Consider the following 17,049-nt stretch of genomic DNA (forward strand, 5'->3'; position numbering starts at 1 on the left):
CCATGCTTTGATCACGTTCGTTGAGAACCGGATGAAAACCCGCATCGCGCCACTCTTGGGTTGTTTCTGCATCTTCGAATAAGCGTGTTGGTGCTGCGGCTGTGAGTCTTGTTCCTTCATATACCAGTGCTTTACTCGCACCACGGTCAATGCCCTCAACAGAAGAGAGCTTAAGTTGGCATGGTGCATCGTAGCACGCGTGGCAGACGACACAGCGGTTATCCATAATGGGTTTAACTTCGCTTTGGAAGAAGTTTGCTTGAGGGGTTTCCACGTCAACTGTGCGTTCACGCACGAGCTGTGGACCAAACAGTTGGTCATAGTTAAGACCAGCATAGGTTGCACAGCCGGCAAACAAAGTAGCAATGCAAAGTGTAAAAATTAAGCGCAAATTCATTGAGTTATTTTACGTGATTAGAATTTGCATTAATTAAAGCAAAATAAGCGGTCAATTACCAAAAGTTGGGTCAATTAGCGTTAATTTTTCTGTTGATTGTCTGAGCGCTTGAAAATGTAACCCTGGCGGTGGACTGTCTGAATTCTGTCTGTTGGAACGCCTTCGTGAACTAGACGCTTTCTCATTCTGCTCATGTGCATATCGAGTGCTCGATCATGTTCAGTAAATTCACGTTTTAGTACTGTTTCGTAAAGAAAATGCTTACTAAGCACTTGATCTTGATGGTGAGTGAGAGTTTGCAGCAGCTTAAATTGAATGCTTGTTAACTGAACAGATTTCTTGTTTGGCAAGTAATTGAGTACCACAGAGTGAGTGCGCTTATCTAGTAATAGCTCCTCATCATTATGGTGAACGCCGTTGTGTTGGCATTGGGAAGTTTTTCCATTTGAAACCTTGGAGTCAAGCACACGGGTACCTTAATTATTAATAGTAGTAAAACGTATTATCATTAATATTTATATAAAAGCAATCAGGTACTTTATGAGCACTGTGATATGCGTAGACAATCTTAATACTTGAGATTACCAGTAGTGATGAATGATGCGATGGCGCTCTGAACTAAAGTGCTATTGGAGTGCGTATTAGCTACAAATAACGGTGTAATGTTAGGCAAAGATAGAAAGAATTCTCATTTAGTAAATTCGCTTATCCGCCATTTGTGAACTATACATTCTGTTGCAGGAAGCACTTTTCTAATACACACAGAGGTTTATATGACAGCGAAATATGGCGTTAAACGCCGATTAGCGATTCTTGCCGCCGCTTTAATCGGTGCGACAAGTAGCAGTATCGCAGCAGAGAAACCAAATATTCTCGTCATTTGGGGTGATGATATTGGCCAGTCCAATCTCAGTGCTTACACGTTTGGCTTGATGGGGTACAAAACACCAAATATAGACAGTATCGCCAAAGAAGGCATGATGTTCACTGACTATTACGGTGAGCAATCTTGTACAGCGGGCCGTTCTACTTTCATTACGGGCCAAACCGTTCTTAGAACAGGTTTGAGTAAAGTGGGGCTTCCAGGTGCTGATCTTGGCTTGAAGGAAGAGGACGCAACCATTGCCGAAATGCTGAAGCCGATGGGCTATATGACAGGGCAATTTGGTAAAAACCACTTAGGTGATAAAGATGAGCACCTTCCTACTAATCACGGCTTCGATGAATTTTTTGGCAACCTTTATCACTTGAACGCCGAGGAGGAGCCAGAAAACGTCGATTATCCTAAAGATCCTGAGTTTCGTAAAAAGTTCGGTCCGCGCGGCGTTATCCGTTCGTACGCTGATGGCAAAATTGAGGATACAGGACCTCTAACTCGCAAGCGCATGGAAACCGTGGATGAAGAGACGTTAGATGCGGCACTCGACTTTATGGATCGTGCAGTCAAGGCTGAAAAACCTTTCTTTGTCTGGTGGAACGCAACTCGTATGCACTTCCGTACTCATGTGAAAGAAGAGAACTCTGGAAAAACAGGCATCAGCGAGTATGCAGATGGTATGGTCGAGCATGATAATCATGTAGGTCAGCTGCTGAAAAAAGTGGATGATTTGGGTATTAAAGACAACACAATCGTCTTTTACTCCACCGATAATGGCCCACACATGAACTCGTGGCCAGATGCAGGCACAACGCCATTCCGTGGAGAGAAAAATACCAACTGGGAAGGTGCGTACCGAGTTCCTGCGATGGTACGTTGGCCGGGTAAAATTAAAGCTGGCTCTGTTTCGAATGATATCATGCATCACATGGACTGGATGCCAACGTTCGTTGCTGCCGCGGGTGATGACAATATCAAAGAGAAATTGCTCAAAGGTTATAGTGCGAATGGTAAGAAATTCAAAGTTCACCTAGACGGCTATAACTTCCTACCATATTTGACTGGTAAAGAGGATAAGGCCCCACGTGAAGAAATTTTTTACTTCTCAGATGATGGAGACTTAACTGCACTTCGTTATAACAAATGGAAGCTGGTCTTTATGGAGCAACGAGCAAAAGGTACGTTGCGTATTTGGGCTGAACCATTCACCACACTTCGTGTTCCTAAGATCTTCAACTTGCGTATGGATCCTTACGAAGTGGCTGATATCACTTCTAACACTTACTACGATTGGATGCTAGACCGTGCTTACATGCTTGTTCCTGCGCAAGCTTACGTAGGCAGATTCCTTGAAACGTTTAAAGAGTTCCCACCAAGGCAAAAAGCAGCAAGCTTCTCGCTCGATCAAGTGATGGAGAAACTAAAAGAGAACCCAAATAAGTAAGAAAAGCTAAGTGAAGTTCCACATCTAGAAAGAGGCTCATTAAAGTGAGCCTCTTTTTTTATCTGTAAAATTCTATCTATTAAGGTTTGTAGAAAGCTTGATGACGAAAACGCCTAACGCTTCAATTGACAAGATTTATAAACAAATTGGTTCGTAGTGGGCTGCCGTTAAGTTGGCTTTGATTTTTTCACGTAGAGCGATGTGGGCTGGGTTGTTTACCTCTCGCTTATGGTAGACGAACTTGTAAGGGATAGAGCGTATCGAAATGGGGCAGGGCAAAATTTGAAGTTTGAGCGCTTTGCTCCACTTGTTTGCAAAAGATTGAGACACGATCCCTAAACTGTCTCTTTGGGCGACATACAGCGCCATGCCCGCTAGCGAAGATGTGATCAAGTCGACTTTTCTTTCTTGAATTGTTTCCTTTGCTAGTTGCTCGAACCCCGACATGTTGTTCCATTTTCCTGAAAATAAACAGTGAGTTTCCTCATAAAATTGCTCTTTTGTGAGCGTGCCGTGTACACGGGGATGGTTCTCACGACAGATAACCACGGCTTCTTCCTCATAGGCATCTTCAATAATAAACGCTGCATCTTTCGTGATCACCGTATCGATTACTAGATCGACTTTTTGTTGTCTTAACAGCTCAAATAATAGGAATTTTTCGGGTGGTGATTCATAAAAAATAGTGTTCTTTATCGGGTCCATAATGTGCAACAAAATTTCCGAACAACACACTTCAAAATGATTTCTATCAGATATCGCATTGTCAATAATACTAACCGCTTGCTGGAATTGCGGCAGTAATTGATAAGCGGTGGAGGTTAGTGCGATACCTCGTCCTTTTTTAACGAATAATTGCTTATCTACGACTTGCTCTAAACGCTTTATTGCAGCGCTCACAGCAGGTTGTGTAAGCCCTAATTGTTCCGCGGCTTTTGTATAAGATTGAAACTCCGCAACAACAAGAAAAGTTTGGATCAAATTCAAGTCCATAACGTCACTCATAAATTTAATTTATAGGTTAACTAATTTTGACTGCATTTATCGCCTGAAATTAGTGCTTTATCTTATATCAACAATGGTATTGAAAAGCGAATACCGTTTTTTACGCACTAGCGAACTCTTGGAGATAATATGAAAAATGCGACCAAAACGAGCAGTAAAAAACTCGTACTTAACGCATGTACGTTAGCATTAGGCGCTGCATCTGCAGTTGCACATGCAGCGGACAAACCCAACATTCTTGTCATCTTTGGTGATGATGTTGGTTACTGGAACCTTAGTACCTATAACCAAGGCATGATGGCGTACAACACGCCAAACATCGATAGCATTGCTAAAGAAGGTGCGAAGTTCACTAACTTCTACGCACAGCAAAGCTCGACAGCAGGCCGTTCTTCATTCATCACTGGTCAAATGCCAAAACGTACAGGTCTATCAAAAGTGGGCTTACCAGGCGCTCCGGAAGGTATCTCGGAAAAAGATCCGACGATTGCAACCGTGCTTAAACAAATGGGTTACGCAACCGGACAATTTGGTAAGAACCATTTAGGTGACCGAGACGAGCATCTTCCTACCAACCACGGTTTTGATGAATTCTTCGGCAACCTATACCATTTGAACGCAGAAGAAGAGCCAGAGAACGTGGATTACCCTAAAGATCCGGAGTTCAAGAAGAAATTTGGCCCTCGTGGCGTTATCCATTCTTACGCTGACGGCAAAATCGAAGATACCGGTCCACTAACGCGTAAGCGTATGGAAAATGTTGATGGTGAGTTTCTTGATGCCGCAGAGAGCTTCATAGAAAAGCAAGTAAAAGCGGACAAGCCGTTCTTTACTTGGTTTAACACCACTCGCATGCACAACTTCACACATGTTCCTGAAGAATACCAAGGTAAAACAGGTGCCGGTTTCTACGCGGATGGTGTTAAGCAGCACGATGACCAAATCGGTCAGCTACTTAACAAGATCAAAGAGTTAGGTGTGGATGACAATACAATCATTGTTTACACCACTGACAACGGCCCTATGGTTGATTTGTGGCCGGATGCTGGGATGACACCGTTCCGCTCAGAGAAAAACACTGGCTGGGAAGGGAGTTTCCGTGTGCCAATGTTGATTAAATGGCCTGGAAAAATTGAGGCAGGTAAAACATTCAACGGCATGATGTCATTAGAGGACTTTTTCCCGACACTAGTTGCTGCGGCAGGTGATACCAAAGTTAAAGACGAATTACTAAAAGGCAAAAAAGTTGGCGATGTGGACTACAAAGTTCACCTAGACGGTTACAACCAATTGCCATACTTAACGGGTAAGTCAGACAAATCCGCACGAAATGAGTTCGTTTACTGGAGCGACGACGGCGATCTTGTGGCATTGCGCCAAGGAAAGTACAAGTTCCACTTTATGATTCAAGAGAATGAAACGGGTATGGATGTATGGCGTAAGCCGTTCACTAAACTTCGTGTGCCACTGATCTTTGACTTGAGCATTGATCCATTTGAACGAGGCGATCAAGGCATGGGTTATTCTCGTTGGATGTACGAGCGTTCATTCTTAATGATGCCAGCAATGGATACAGTGAAAGAGGTGATGGGTACATTCAAAGAGTTCCCTCCTCGTATGGAAGCAGGTTCGTTCGTACCTAAGTCTTCTAAGTAAATTAAGATTATATAGCGCTTTTTGGAGCGCTATATACCCAAATAGCTTCACTTTTGCTGTACAGCGCTCAGGAGGTTATTTGGGTATATGTAATAGTGAGAAACGTATGAGTAAGATTTCCCCTCGCCATTCTACTACTATGCCTATTGTTCCCCTTAAAACGGCGTCTAAAGCGCCGGTTCTGGGCGCGTATGACCGTCGATTCCATGTGATGGCAAAGCCAGGCGGAGCAAAGTGCAACATCGATTGTCAGTACTGCTTTTATCTGCATAAAGAAAATCTACTGCACCAAGAAAAGCAGCCAAAAATGGACGACGCAACACTGGAAGCGTTCGTGAAAAGCTATATCGAAAGTCAGGATGGCGAAGAAATTGTATTCTCATGGCAGGGCGGGGAGCCGACGCTGCTTGGGTTGGACTATTTCCGCAATGTCGTAGCTTTGCAAAAGAAACATCAGCCGAAAGGCGTTCGCATTGAAAACGACCTTCAGACCAACGGCATTTTGCTAAACGATGAGTGGTGTGCGTTTTTAAAAGAGCACAACTTCCTAGTTGGCTTGTCGATTGATGGGCCACGAGAGCTGCACAACAAATATCGCAAAACCCGCAGCGGTAAGCCAACGTTTGATCTCGTGATGAAAGCGGTAGATAAGCTCAAAGCGCATGGCGTGAAATTCAACGCGTTGGTCACGGTGAATCGTCACAATGCGAAATACCCGCTCGAAGTATATCGATTTTTAACCCAAGAATTGGGTGTGACTTATATTCAGTTTGCGCCGGTGGTAGAAGCCAACAACTTCCAAACAACCGCGCCGCAGTTTTGGAACGAACAGATGATCCCAACCAAAGGCAGTGTTCTGGCTAAACCGGGGCATCCAATGTCGATTGTAACGGATTGGTCAGTCGATCCTGAAGACTGGGGACGCTTTTTAATGGCGACCTTTGAAGAGTGGGTGAATAACGATCTTGGCCGTGTGTTGGTTAATCTGTTTGAAACCGCGGTGGCGCAAGTAATGGGGAAACCGTCTCAGCTTTGCGTGACGGCGGAGTTTTGTGGCAAAGGGTTGGCGATTGAGCACAATGGCGACGTGTTCAGTTGCGACCACTATGTGTATCCAGAATACAAACTCGCCAACATTCATGAACACTCACTGAATGAAATGGCCTTCTCTACAAGACAATATACTTTTGGCATGGCAAAACGCGATTCATTGCCGACGTATTGTAAGCAATGCCCTTACTTGCCTTATTGTTGGGGTGAGTGCCCCAAAAACCGTTTGATCAAAACGCCGAATGGTGAGAGTGGTCTAAACTATTTGTGTTCGGGAATCAAAATGTTCTTTGATTATGCGTTACCGATGTTGGTTGGTCTTGCACAACTTCTCCAATCTCAAGAACCGCAAAGATAACATAGTGAATATAACCTTAAGTTATTTCATTTGTTCTTATACTTAACTATCGAAAAGACGGCTTAAACCATTGAAAAGGTATCCTATGAACCACGCACAACAAGCGATAAAAGAACTCATCGAACAAACAGAAAAAAGCGTCATTGGACAAAGCCACGTGGTTCGAGCTTTAGTCATTGGGTTATTAACAAATGGGCATATTCTGCTAGAAGGTTTACCGGGAACGGCAAAAACACGTTCCGTAAAATCGTTGGCGAACTTGTTAAACACCAGTTTTGGTCGAATCCAGTTTACGCCGGATCTTTTACCATCTGACGTGACGGGCACTGAGGTTTATCAAGAGCTGGATGGTAAGCCGCAACTCCATTTTCAGTCAGGGCCAATTTTTAACAGCATTGTACTTGCTGATGAGGTCAACCGTGCACCAGCCAAAGTACAAGCGGCACTGCTTGAAGCCATGGCCGAAGGCACAATCACGGTAGGCGATAAAACTCACGTATTGCCAGACTTATTTATGGTGCTTGCAACGCAAAACCCTGTAGAGCAAGAGGGCACGTACCCGCTGCCAGAAGCGCAAATGGACCGCTTTATCATGAAGGTTACCGTCGATTATCCAGAAGATGACGCCGAACGTGACATCATTCGTTTGGTGCGCAGTGAAGAATTGGGTGCGGAAACCAGCAGCGAAATTGTTACGCCAAAACACATCGAGCCAGACGTGGTGCTAGAAGCGCGTCGTCAGTTACCAAACATCGTGGTATCGGACCTAGTGGAAAACTACATCGTTGCGTTAGTGATGGCGACTCGTAAGCCAGAGCGTTATGCCGATTCAAACTTAGCAAAATGGATTGAGATTGGCTCTAGTCCTCGTGCTTCCATCGCACTCGACAAATGCGCTCGTGCGTATGCGTGGATGCAAGGACGTGACCATGTGACTCCTGACGATGTGCGTGTCATGGTTCCGTCTGTATTGGGCCACCGTTTTTCTTTGACCTACGACGCACTAGCAGACGGAGTCGATCACCAACGAGTCGTACAAGAGCTGCTAGATTGTGTAGAAATTGGGTAAGTGGGAGGCATTATGGCTAAGCCAACTCTTGCGCCAAAATCACAGGGGATGGATCCCCGTTTGTACTGCGATTACGCTCGTTTAGTACGTCTGCAAGCACAAGCAGAATCATTCAGTTTACTTCCTCACCTAAAGGCGGGTAGCGTACTCTCTGGCCGACACAATTCGTTGTTTCGCGGTCGTGGATTGAACTTCGAAGAGCTGCGCCATTACCAATTGGGTGACGATATTCGTAACCTTGATTGGAAAGTTACGATGCGTACGGGTAAGCCGCATGTACGCAGTTATACAGAAGAAAAAGATCGCAACGTAATCGTGTGTGTCGACCAGAGAAGCACAATGTTTTTTGCTTCGACGCAAGTAATGAAATCAGTTGTCGCGGCAGAGATCGCAGCGATGTGTGGGTGGCGAGTATTAAAAGATGGCGACCGAGTCGGTTTTGTCATCGCATCCCAGCAGGCGTTGTTTCACAGCAAGGCACAGCGTTCGCAAAACGATCTTCTGGCGCAACTTAAACGTCTCGCTAAAGCCAATCAATCGCTCAATGTGGACTCCCGCAATTCCGAAAAAGTAGCGTTCAGTCAATGGATTGAGCTTATTAAACGCATGAATCTCAAGCAATCCACTTTGATTTTTATCAGCGACTGGAGCGACTGCGAGGAGCACCACCTTGATCACCTTAAACAGCTACAACAGCACAACGATGTTCTTGCTGTGATGGTCAGTGACCCATTAGAACAAGCGCTACCAGACGATTTGGCAAAATCGAAATGGGTGGTTGGTGATGGGCAGTATCAACTCAATTTAGACAGCAACGCAAAGGTAGAAGCTGCGAGCGCAAAGCTTGAGGCTCGAACTAGCTTACAGCGTCAATCACTCTCTCAACTTATGGCGATGAAACACCTTCCGCACATCGAACTCGATACGACAGGTGAGCACATTAAACAATTCCAAAAACTGGTAGGAGGGCGTTAAATGAGTGATCTTCCTACGCCTCCGAGTACCTACATACTCAGAGAGCTGCATGATGTGGCTGTACCATCTAGCGTGAGTTGGTACCCGCAAACTATTGGCTGGAAAATTTTAGCGGCGGTTGTGCTCATTGCATTGGTGTATGTCGTATATCGATTGGCTCGGCAATGGTGGCATAATCGTTACCGAAAAGAAGCTCTACTGGCGATTTCGCAAATCAAATCGAGCGACAAAGACATGCCAAAAGTATTGTTCTCTGTGCTTAAAGTAGTGCTGATTCATATTGATAGCCGCAACGCGAAATTGTTTGATACCGCCTTTCTGCGCAAGCTCGATGCGCTGTATCCGCAAACCGAAGATTCTCAAGCAAACTCGCAAATGGTTTTTAACGATGAGCTTTCAAAGTGCTGGCTACAAAGTATTGTTGACCCAAGCGTTACGCTAACCAACGAAGAGCGAGTAACGCTTATTGCTCGTGCGAAAAACTGGGTGAGTGAGCACCGTTGTGATGCTCAAAAAAGCGCGGCAAATAAATCACCACGATTGAAACGCAAAGCACATCAGGGAGGTCAACATGAATGATCTTCTTGCATCGATAACTGGTTTGTCAGGTTTTGAATTTGCTCACCCAATGTGGTTTCTGGTTTTGCCCTTGCCGTTGGTGGTGTACTACTTGGTGCCCGCATATCGCACTAAGCAAATGGCGATCAAAGTGCCGTTTTTTAGTCAGCTGGTGGAAGCGATTGGCGAGACGCCATCAGAAGGTGCAAGCCAGTTGACCCCGAGTTGGTGGCAACGAGCAACGTTAATTCTTTCATGGCTTTTGGTGGTGTGTGCGATGGCAAAACCCACCGTGTTAGGCGAGCCTCAAGTTCGCGAGAGTTTAGGCCGCGATGTGATGGTGGTGGTGGATCTTTCGGGCTCCATGGCCGAGCCAGATTTCACCTCACGTACAGGCGAAAAAATTTCTCGTCTTGATGCGGCAAAAGAAGTGCTGTCGGAGTTTGTTCAGTCTCGTAAAGGTGACCGATTAGGCTTGGTGCTTTTTGGTGATGCTGCTTTCGTGCAAACGCCATTTACCGCAGACCAAAAAGTGTGGCTCGAACTGCTTAACCAAACCGATGTGGCAATGGCAGGGCAGAGTACCCATCTTGGTGATGCGATTGGCTTAGCGATTAAAGTTTTTGAGCAAAGCGATCAGTCGCGTGGTGCTTTAGAACAAGACCAAAACCGTGAAAAAGTCGCGATTGTATTAACCGATGGTAACGACACGGGCAGTTTTGTTGAACCGATTGATGCGGCGAAAGTTGCGAAAGCCAAAGGCGTGAGAGTACACGTCATTGCGATGGGCGATCCGGAAACGATAGGTGAAACCGCGTTGGATATGGACACGATTCATCGCATTGCGAAAGAATCCGGCGGTGAAGCGTTTGAAGCACTCAACCGTGATGAACTATCGGCTGCCTACGACGAAATTGGCAAACTGGAACCTCAACTTTACGAAAGCACCACATACCGCCCAAAACAAAGCCTTCATCATTACTTGATGGCGTTAGTGGTCATCATGCATTTGCTCGCGTTCAGCGTCGCAACACTCAAAAGAAGGGCTGTTACACGATCATCATTAGGAGATAGCGATGTTTGATTCTCTTAGTTGGACGCAATTCTTTACGCAGTTTCATTTTATTCGACCACTGTGGTTACTGGCTTTGGTCCCCATGTTTTTCTTGGTGTGGTTACGCTGGCGAGAAGAAAGCAAGCCAAGCTGGAAGGATATTCTGCCCGAACATTTACGCAATGCTTTGACGATAGGTGAGCGAGGTTGGCGTAAGCAACTGCCGCTTAAGCTCTTGATGCTGATTGTGTTCATCGCCATTGTGATTTGTGCAGGCCCAACGTGGCAACGTGAATCTTCCCCCTTTGGCGAAGATAAAGCCTCTCTGCTGGTGGTGCTTGATAACAGCGAATCGATGCTGCAAAAAGATCTCCCACCAAACCGCCTTGAGCGTTCCAAACAGAAAATACGCGATTTGCTAGCCGTGCGAAAAGGCGGAAAAACGGGGTTAGTCGTGTTTGCGGGCAGTGCTCATGTCGCGATGCCTATAACTCAAGACAGTAAAGTATTTGACCCGTTTTTGGCGGCCATTACGCCAGAAATTATGCCCGTGCAAGGTAAGCTTGCCGAAAAAGCCTTGCCGTTAATTGACCAACAATTGCAAGGTCAACCAGGCTCTACCGTTCTGTTGGTGAGTGATGGCGTTAATCCAGCCACGATTGAGCAATACCAAGCGTATTTCTCGGGCAAATCTTATCAACTGTTAATTCTTGCGGCAGGGAATGCTGACATTGTGAGTAACAACCCAATGGATTTGGATTCTCTACAAGAACTGGCTAGTCAGGCTAACGGTCGATTGGTGGAAGTGACCGTCGATAATAGTGATATCGAGCAACTGAATCGATACGTTGAGCGCAATATGCAGCTTAATGGCGAATCTTCAATGCCTTGGAAAGACATGGGGTATCAAATTCTGTTCCCAATCGCGCTGATCATGATGCTGTGGTTTAGAAAAGGGTGGTTAGTGCAGTGGTGCGTGATTGTAATGGTGAGCGGCACGTTATTGATGCCAACAAGTGCATTGGCCGAGAACATTTCAGTTAAAGCCGAGCAGCCACAAGTTGTGCAAAAAGTGACGGCTTTCGACAAGGTGGCGCAATGGTGGTGGGATTTGTGGCTAACGCCAGATCAACAAGGACAGCGTTTGTTCAACCAACAAGCGTATTTAGAAGCTGCAAAACACTTTGTCGATCCATTACGTAAAGGCACGGCGTACTACTACGCTAGCGAGTTTGAGCTCGCGCACAGTGCGTTTTTGGAAATGCAAAACGACCCGTCCGAAGAGGTTAGAGATTACGGTCTTTACAATGCGGCGAGCGCATTGGCGCGTCAGCGAGAATATTTGGCTGCTCGTGACTTGTTAAAATCCCTAGCCAGTAAGCCAACGTTGAGCGAGTCGTTAAGACCTGATGTTGAGCACAACTTGAAAGTGATTGCTGGCATCGTCGATGAGATAAATCAGATGAGTGAAAGTCAAGCCGGAACAGAGCAAGAGGCGTCAACCGAGCTAGGCGACAACCCTCAAACCGCAGAAGGGGCGGATGAAAAAACGTCAGCGGAGTTGATGATTAAAGAGACGTTAAGTGCAGACGACATCTTAGGTAGCCAAGAATTAGCCGACAAATGGTTAAAGCGAGTCGAAGCGGATCCTAAATACTTCTTAAATGAGAAGTTTCAGATTCAATTGCGTTCAATAGAAACCGGAGAATCAACCTCTACTGCGAACGAAAATACAGAGGAGGCGGTGCAATGATGAAAAGCCACCGTTTTACGCACTTTGCTTTACCCTTGTGGTTAGTTATCTGTTTCGGTTTCCTCCTGAGCAGTAGTGTGTTGGCTCAAGATATTCGTGACGTTCAACGAGAGCATGGTGTTGAGTTACAAGCGTGGGTTGGTAAACAACCAACGGCTGGAGAGAAGCGGAAAACACCAAGTTTTAGCGTCAATGAGCAAGTTATTTTAACCATCGAAGTGGCAACGCCGCGTTGGTTTACGGGTGGTACGAGAATTGGCAATATTGAAATACCCAATGTTATCGCCAAACAGCGTAATCAACTAGCAACCAACTTTACTGAGCAAAAAGAGGGACAAACTTGGTCGCGTCAACGCTGGGAAGTGACTTTGTATCCTCAAGCTTCTGGTGATTTTGTGATTCCACCTGTCGCAGTGGGCGTTCAGGTGTCGGCGCCGGACGGCGAGAAGGTGTCAGGCACACTTTACACGCAGCCGATTAAGTTCAAAACCGTATTGCCATCGGGCCTGCTGAGTGGTGAGACACCTTGGTTTTCTGCAACAGATGTAGAGGTAAAGCAAGAGTGGGATACCTCCACTGAGTCACTCAAAGTTGGGGATGCAATCACGCGTAAAATCACCATTTCGGCTCAAGATTCACTATCTGTATTGCTACCAGACTTGTTGAAAGGAGAATCAACAACCCGTTATCAAGCGTATCCTCAACCCCACCGTTTGACAGATACGCAAACACGTGGTGATTACCAGTCAACACGCACAGAAGAGAGCGTGTACGTGATTCAACAAGGTGGTGAATTAACCCTGCCGGATTATGAGTTCCGTTGGTGGAACAGTAAGACTCAGCAAGTGGAAACGGTGATGTTAGAGGGCAAAACTTTTGCCGCGAAGCACACGTTGAAGTCCTTCATCAGAACGTACTTTGAATGGATTGTTTCCACGCTTGTGTTGCTGGGTTTTGTGATTATTTCATTGGTAGCCATTAAACGTTACTACCGCAACAGACCGACACCAGCATGGCTGACGTTCCACCGTTTGTTAAAGGCTAAACGTTGGTCTGAAGCAAGGACCATATTGTACAAACAATTGCGTTTAAATACGGCCGAGCTAGAAATGACCAAAGCCGATACGAGTGAATCGTGGCAAAAAAGTGCGTCGCGAATGCAAAATGGTGAAAATAGCGCTCATTTACTGAAGTCGATGTGGCGCAAAGTCCAGACCAAACAAAAACGCTTTAAATTCCGTATTCCGCGAGCGTTACCAGAACTGGACAAAGTCATTGGAAGAGATGACAATGAATAAAACGGGGCGCTAATATAGCGCCTCGTTTTTATTAGAGAATAGAGTTCAAATGAGCCAAGAGTTTATGCGCCGCGCATTGGAAGTGTCCAAAAATGCGCTTCCTGAATGTCAACCCAACCCGCCGGTTGGCTGCGTGTTAGTGAAAGACAATCAAATCGTTTCTGAAGGTCATACTCAAGCGATTGGTGGCAATCACGCGGAAGTGGAAGCGCTGAATGCGTATCAAGGCTCGTTAGAATCGGTGACGGCATACGTTACGCTGGAACCGTGTTCGTTTGTTGGTCGCACGCCAGCTTGCGCGGTGACATTAGTCAAATCCGGCATAAGCAAAGTCGTCGTAGCCATATTGGACTCCGACCCGCGCAACAGTGGTCGAGGTATCGAGATTCTAAAACAAGCAGGTATAGAGGTAGAAACGGGTTTGTGCGGCGAGGAAGTCAGCGAGTTTCTTACCCCTTACCTAGGCAAAGCCTAAGTCAAGCTTTACGTTGCACTATGGTGCCAGTTTATGTGGTGAATGAAGTGCGTCAAAATTGAGTTAAAACTCATTAAAACAAGCGATACCGCCCATTTGTTGCACTTGGCTACGTGAAGGATCATGCTGTTAGATTAAAATAGAGAAAGTGACTTTTGAAAAATTTAATAGCATGAAACCGACCGACCTTAATCTTATTCCCATTTTCACTGCCATCTATGAAGAGCGTAACTTGTCTCGGGCGGCGGCGCGTTTAAACATCACCCAGCCTGCGGTGAGTAAAGCGCTAGCAAGGCTACGTGATATCTACGATGATCCATTGTTTCATCGTTGCGTTAAAGGTGTCGAGCCTACCTCGTTTGCGATGGATATTTATCCTGCTCTTCTAGCTTCAGTACAAAATTTCACTTCGACATTATCGGCCTCTAGTGAGTTTGACCCTAAAGTGTCGAATAGAGTGTTTTCTATTGCCTGTGTGTCCGTTGCGAGCTTTGAGTTGCTACCTCAAGTCATGAAACAAATCCGTGTGTCGGCGCCAAATGTTGCATTAGAAGTACATCCGCTTTTTACGGAAGATTTTGAAAGTGATCTGCGGTTACAACGATACGATTTGATCATTGATATCACACCAAGAGCAAGAACGGTGCTAAAACTGGAAACTGTACTTACGGAGCGTTTGGTGGTGGTATGTAGCGAAACGCATCCACGCCTGAATGACGAGATTACGGCTGAACAATTTTTTGAAGAAGAACACGTAGTGGTTTCGCAGTGGCAGAGTCGTAAGAGCTTGTTAAACGCCGATGACATTGTCGACTTGGATAAGAGAAAGATTAAGTATCGAGCCTCAGGCGTACTAGAAATGCTCCCAATTATTTGTGGTAGTGAATACATTGGTTTAATGCCAGAGTCGATGATCAACTTGTTCAATAACACCTATCATGTTAAATCTTTATCAATGCCATTTGATGAACAAATGTATGAGCTTTGCACAATCTGGCATCCTAGTCGCACAAACGACAGCGCCCATCAATGGTTGCGTTCACAGATTAAGCAAGCAGGAAAAGTCATCAACCAATAGGAAGTGCAATGAAAAAGACAATACGTGCCATCCTTAACGGAAAAAAAGCTGGGAATCCAGAGTTAAGAGATGCAATCATGAAAATGAGAGAAAAAGGCATCGACGTACAGGTGCGTGTGACGTGGGAATCTCAAGACATGCCGCGGCTAGTGAAAGAAGCGGTTGATGAAGGCATTGAACGTATTGTTGTCGCTGGAGGCGATGGAACCGTCAATGAGGCGGCTTCTGCGGTTATTCAAATTGACGAAGAAAAACGCCCTGAGTTAGCCATTATTCCCCTTGGTACCGCCAATGACTTTGCTACCGCTATTCAAGTACCTAATTCCATTAAGGCGTCTTTATCTCTTGCTGTTGAGGGGCAGTCCGCTTTGGTCGATTGCGTCAAAGCGAACGATCGCTGCTTTATTAACGTGGCAACAGCAGGGTTTGGCGCAGAAGTTACAGCAGAAACGCCTGTTGAACTCAAAAACTTTCTTGGCGGTGGAGCTTACACGCTAACTGGTGTTGTAAAAGCACTTGGCTTTAAACCATATGACGGAACAATAACGATTGAAGGTGGTGCGTATCAGGGAGAAATGTTGCTCGGTGCGTTTTGTAATGGGCGCCTTGCTGGAGGTGGGCAAGAGTTAGCTCCAAAAGCGATGATTAATGATGGGCTGATGGATCTAACATTGGTGCGCCCATTTTTACCTCATGAGCTGCCTAAAGTAATCGACGAGATCAATAACCCGAGTGAGAAAGGAGAGTTTGTGAAGTACACAAGAGCAAGCTGGTTGGAGATAGACTTCCCGAATCCATTACCTCTTAATTTAGATGGAGAACCCTATCATTCGAGAACCATTAGATTTGATGTTCAGCCTAAGAGTATACGATTAGTCGTACCGCAAGATTGTCCTTGCTTGACTAGCTAAACGAGCGTTCTCCATGATTATTGCTTAACACAGCCACTAAAATGTGGCTGTGTTGCTTGTGTTGAGGTATCGTCAACTTCTTAACGTTTTTGAATGGTCTCAACGTCTATCTGCGTAGTTGTCCAATCTGAGTCAACCTCTCCTCGAATCATTACGGTATCTTTTGGTGTCACTTCTTGACCCATCCAATCTTCGTTGTCGATCTCTACTTCGATTTCACCAGTGTTGTCTTTGAACAAGTAAGTCTCGTTACCAAATGATTGAACAATATGCCCGGTTAGCACTACAGCGCTGTCGTCGGTTGCGTTGCGCGCCTCTTTCACCGTATTGATTGCACTGACTTCTGGGCCATTAAATGCGGCGAAAGCCGAGCTTGAAAGTAGGGCAAGCATGGATGTTAACAATACTCTTTTCATTATCCTCTCCTGATATTAGAAGTAATAAGTTGTGCCTACATTAAAGGATGCAGTGTTTGCGTAGCTGTCTAGTTGGTATTTTGCGTTTACACCTATGGTGAGCTGCGGGAAAATTCTGTATTCCGCACCCACTGAGAACATTGCGCCTAGCTCGTTGTTTTTCTCCGCGCTATGGAAAAGCGTGTTGGTCATTTCCACATCGTCGTTCGTGACAAGTTCGTATTCTTGATGTTTAGAAACCTTGGCATCGTATTGCGTGTAAGTTAAACCCGCTTTGAATTTTGTTGTCCATTTATCATTTAATGCATAGTTAAACACAGGAGCCAACGACACTTGCTTGGCTTTGATTGACGCATCCCAATCCATTTCATGATGGTAATCTTTGCCATCGATTGACTTGATACCTAGGTTTTTTGAACGACTATCATCAAGGTCAAACTGGCTGTAACCCAGTTCCAATGCCCAGTTGTCATTAAATGCGTAACCGACAAAGCCTGAGAAAATACCGTCTTCAAGCTCAGGGTTGAGTGTTACGTTGTCAGTTGAAAAGTGAGGTTCCAAATCATGGTCAGTGGTGCCTAGTCCATATTCCAGACCTACATAAGGAGCCGCAGATACCGAAACTGAGCAGGTAACAAGTAACGCAAGAAGTGTTTTGTTCATTTTATTTTGCCT

Annotated in this window: 17 protein-coding genes; 12 read left to right on the forward strand and 5 right to left on the reverse strand. The window is 45.4% G+C overall.

Annotated elements, in window-relative coordinates:
* On the reverse strand, positions 1-397 hold a 397-nt coding region (locus tag IQP38_RS26705), incomplete at its 3' end, for a fatty acid cis/trans isomerase (RefSeq protein ID WP_228010142.1).
* Positions 398-477: 80 nt separating this feature from the next.
* On the reverse strand, positions 478-864 hold the full coding sequence (locus IQP38_RS20705; protein ID WP_005376561.1) for a winged helix-turn-helix domain-containing protein: 387 nt from the start codon (positions 862-864) through the stop codon (positions 478-480).
* Positions 865-1,170: 306 nt separating this feature from the next.
* Between IQP38_RS20705 and IQP38_RS20710 the strand changes: the two genes are divergently transcribed.
* The gene (locus IQP38_RS20710; protein ID WP_005376560.1) at positions 1,171-2,718 is read left to right on the forward strand and encodes an arylsulfatase; all 1,548 of its coding nucleotides are present in this window, start codon (positions 1,171-1,173) and stop codon (positions 2,716-2,718) included.
* 135 nt (positions 2,719-2,853) lie between these two features.
* Here the strand turns inward: IQP38_RS20710 and IQP38_RS20715 are convergent, their stop codons facing one another.
* Entirely contained in the window at positions 2,854-3,711 is an 858-nt protein-coding gene (locus IQP38_RS20715) for a LysR family transcriptional regulator (protein ID WP_005376559.1), read from the reverse strand.
* A 141-nt stretch (positions 3,712-3,852) separates the two neighbouring features.
* On the opposite strand from IQP38_RS20715, the gene IQP38_RS20720 reads away from it, so the two are divergent.
* The 11 genes from IQP38_RS20720 (at position 3,853) to yegS (ending at position 15,958) form a co-directional block, all read left to right on the forward strand.
* Positions 3,853-5,379 carry an arylsulfatase gene (locus IQP38_RS20720; RefSeq protein ID WP_054576045.1) on the forward strand — a complete coding sequence of 509 codons (1,527 nt, stop codon included), beginning with the start codon at positions 3,853-3,855 and terminating at the stop codon, positions 5,377-5,379.
* 106 nt (positions 5,380-5,485) lie between these two features.
* On the forward strand, positions 5,486-6,787 hold the full coding sequence (locus tag IQP38_RS20725; protein ID WP_054576044.1) for an anaerobic sulfatase maturase: 1,302 nt from the start codon (positions 5,486-5,488) through the stop codon (positions 6,785-6,787).
* Positions 6,788-6,872: 85 nt separating this feature from the next.
* Positions 6,873-7,856, forward strand: coding sequence for an AAA family ATPase (locus IQP38_RS20730; RefSeq protein ID WP_193837974.1), 984 nt, complete (start codon positions 6,873-6,875; stop codon positions 7,854-7,856).
* Between the two features lie 12 nt (positions 7,857-7,868).
* Positions 7,869-8,831, forward strand: a complete 963-nt coding sequence (locus IQP38_RS20735) for a DUF58 domain-containing protein (protein ID WP_054576043.1) — start codon at positions 7,869-7,871, stop codon at positions 8,829-8,831.
* Positions 8,832-9,410, forward strand: coding sequence for a DUF4381 domain-containing protein (locus tag IQP38_RS20740; protein WP_005376546.1), 579 nt, complete (start codon positions 8,832-8,834; stop codon positions 9,408-9,410).
* Entirely contained in the window at positions 9,403-10,473 is a 1,071-nt protein-coding gene (locus IQP38_RS20745; protein WP_005376545.1) for a vWA domain-containing protein, read from the forward strand. Before IQP38_RS20740 ends, IQP38_RS20745 begins: the two co-directional genes overlap by 8 nt.
* A complete protein-coding gene (locus IQP38_RS20750) occupies positions 10,466-12,196 on the forward strand; it encodes a vWA domain-containing protein (RefSeq protein WP_170893185.1) in 1,731 nt (576 codons plus the stop codon). Before IQP38_RS20745 ends, IQP38_RS20750 begins: the two co-directional genes overlap by 8 nt.
* A complete protein-coding gene (locus tag IQP38_RS20755; protein ID WP_170893186.1) occupies positions 12,193-13,494 on the forward strand; it encodes a BatD family protein in 1,302 nt (433 codons plus the stop codon). The genes IQP38_RS20750 and IQP38_RS20755 overlap by 4 nt, the downstream gene beginning before the upstream one ends.
* Positions 13,495-13,543: 49 nt before the next feature.
* Positions 13,544-13,969: a bifunctional diaminohydroxyphosphoribosylaminopyrimidine deaminase/5-amino-6-(5-phosphoribosylamino)uracil reductase RibD gene (locus tag IQP38_RS20760; protein ID WP_170893187.1), complete on the forward strand. Its 426-nt coding sequence runs from the start codon at positions 13,544-13,546 to the stop codon at positions 13,967-13,969.
* A 172-nt stretch (positions 13,970-14,141) separates the two neighbouring features.
* Entirely contained in the window at positions 14,142-15,047 is a 906-nt protein-coding gene (locus IQP38_RS20765) for a LysR family transcriptional regulator (protein WP_053349403.1), read from the forward strand.
* A gap of 8 nt (positions 15,048-15,055) precedes the next feature.
* Positions 15,056-15,958 (forward strand): lipid kinase YegS, encoded by a 903-nt coding sequence (gene yegS, locus IQP38_RS20770; protein WP_053303508.1) that lies wholly within the window; start codon positions 15,056-15,058, stop codon positions 15,956-15,958.
* A gap of 80 nt (positions 15,959-16,038) precedes the next feature.
* On the opposite strand, the gene IQP38_RS20775 is transcribed toward yegS, so the two are convergent.
* Both IQP38_RS20775 and IQP38_RS20780 read right to left on the reverse strand, forming a co-directional pair.
* Positions 16,039-16,374, reverse strand: coding sequence for a YgiW/YdeI family stress tolerance OB fold protein (locus IQP38_RS20775; RefSeq protein WP_017635355.1), 336 nt, complete (start codon positions 16,372-16,374; stop codon positions 16,039-16,041).
* A gap of 15 nt (positions 16,375-16,389) precedes the next feature.
* Entirely contained in the window at positions 16,390-17,037 is a 648-nt protein-coding gene (locus IQP38_RS20780) for an AcfA family outer membrane beta-barrel protein (protein ID WP_053303510.1), read from the reverse strand.
* Positions 17,038-17,049: the final 12 nt, after the last annotated feature.

Source organism: Vibrio sp. OPT41 (genome assembly GCF_015163595.1).
In the GTDB taxonomy this organism is placed as follows: Bacteria; Pseudomonadota; Gammaproteobacteria; order Enterobacterales; family Vibrionaceae; genus Vibrio; species Vibrio alginolyticus.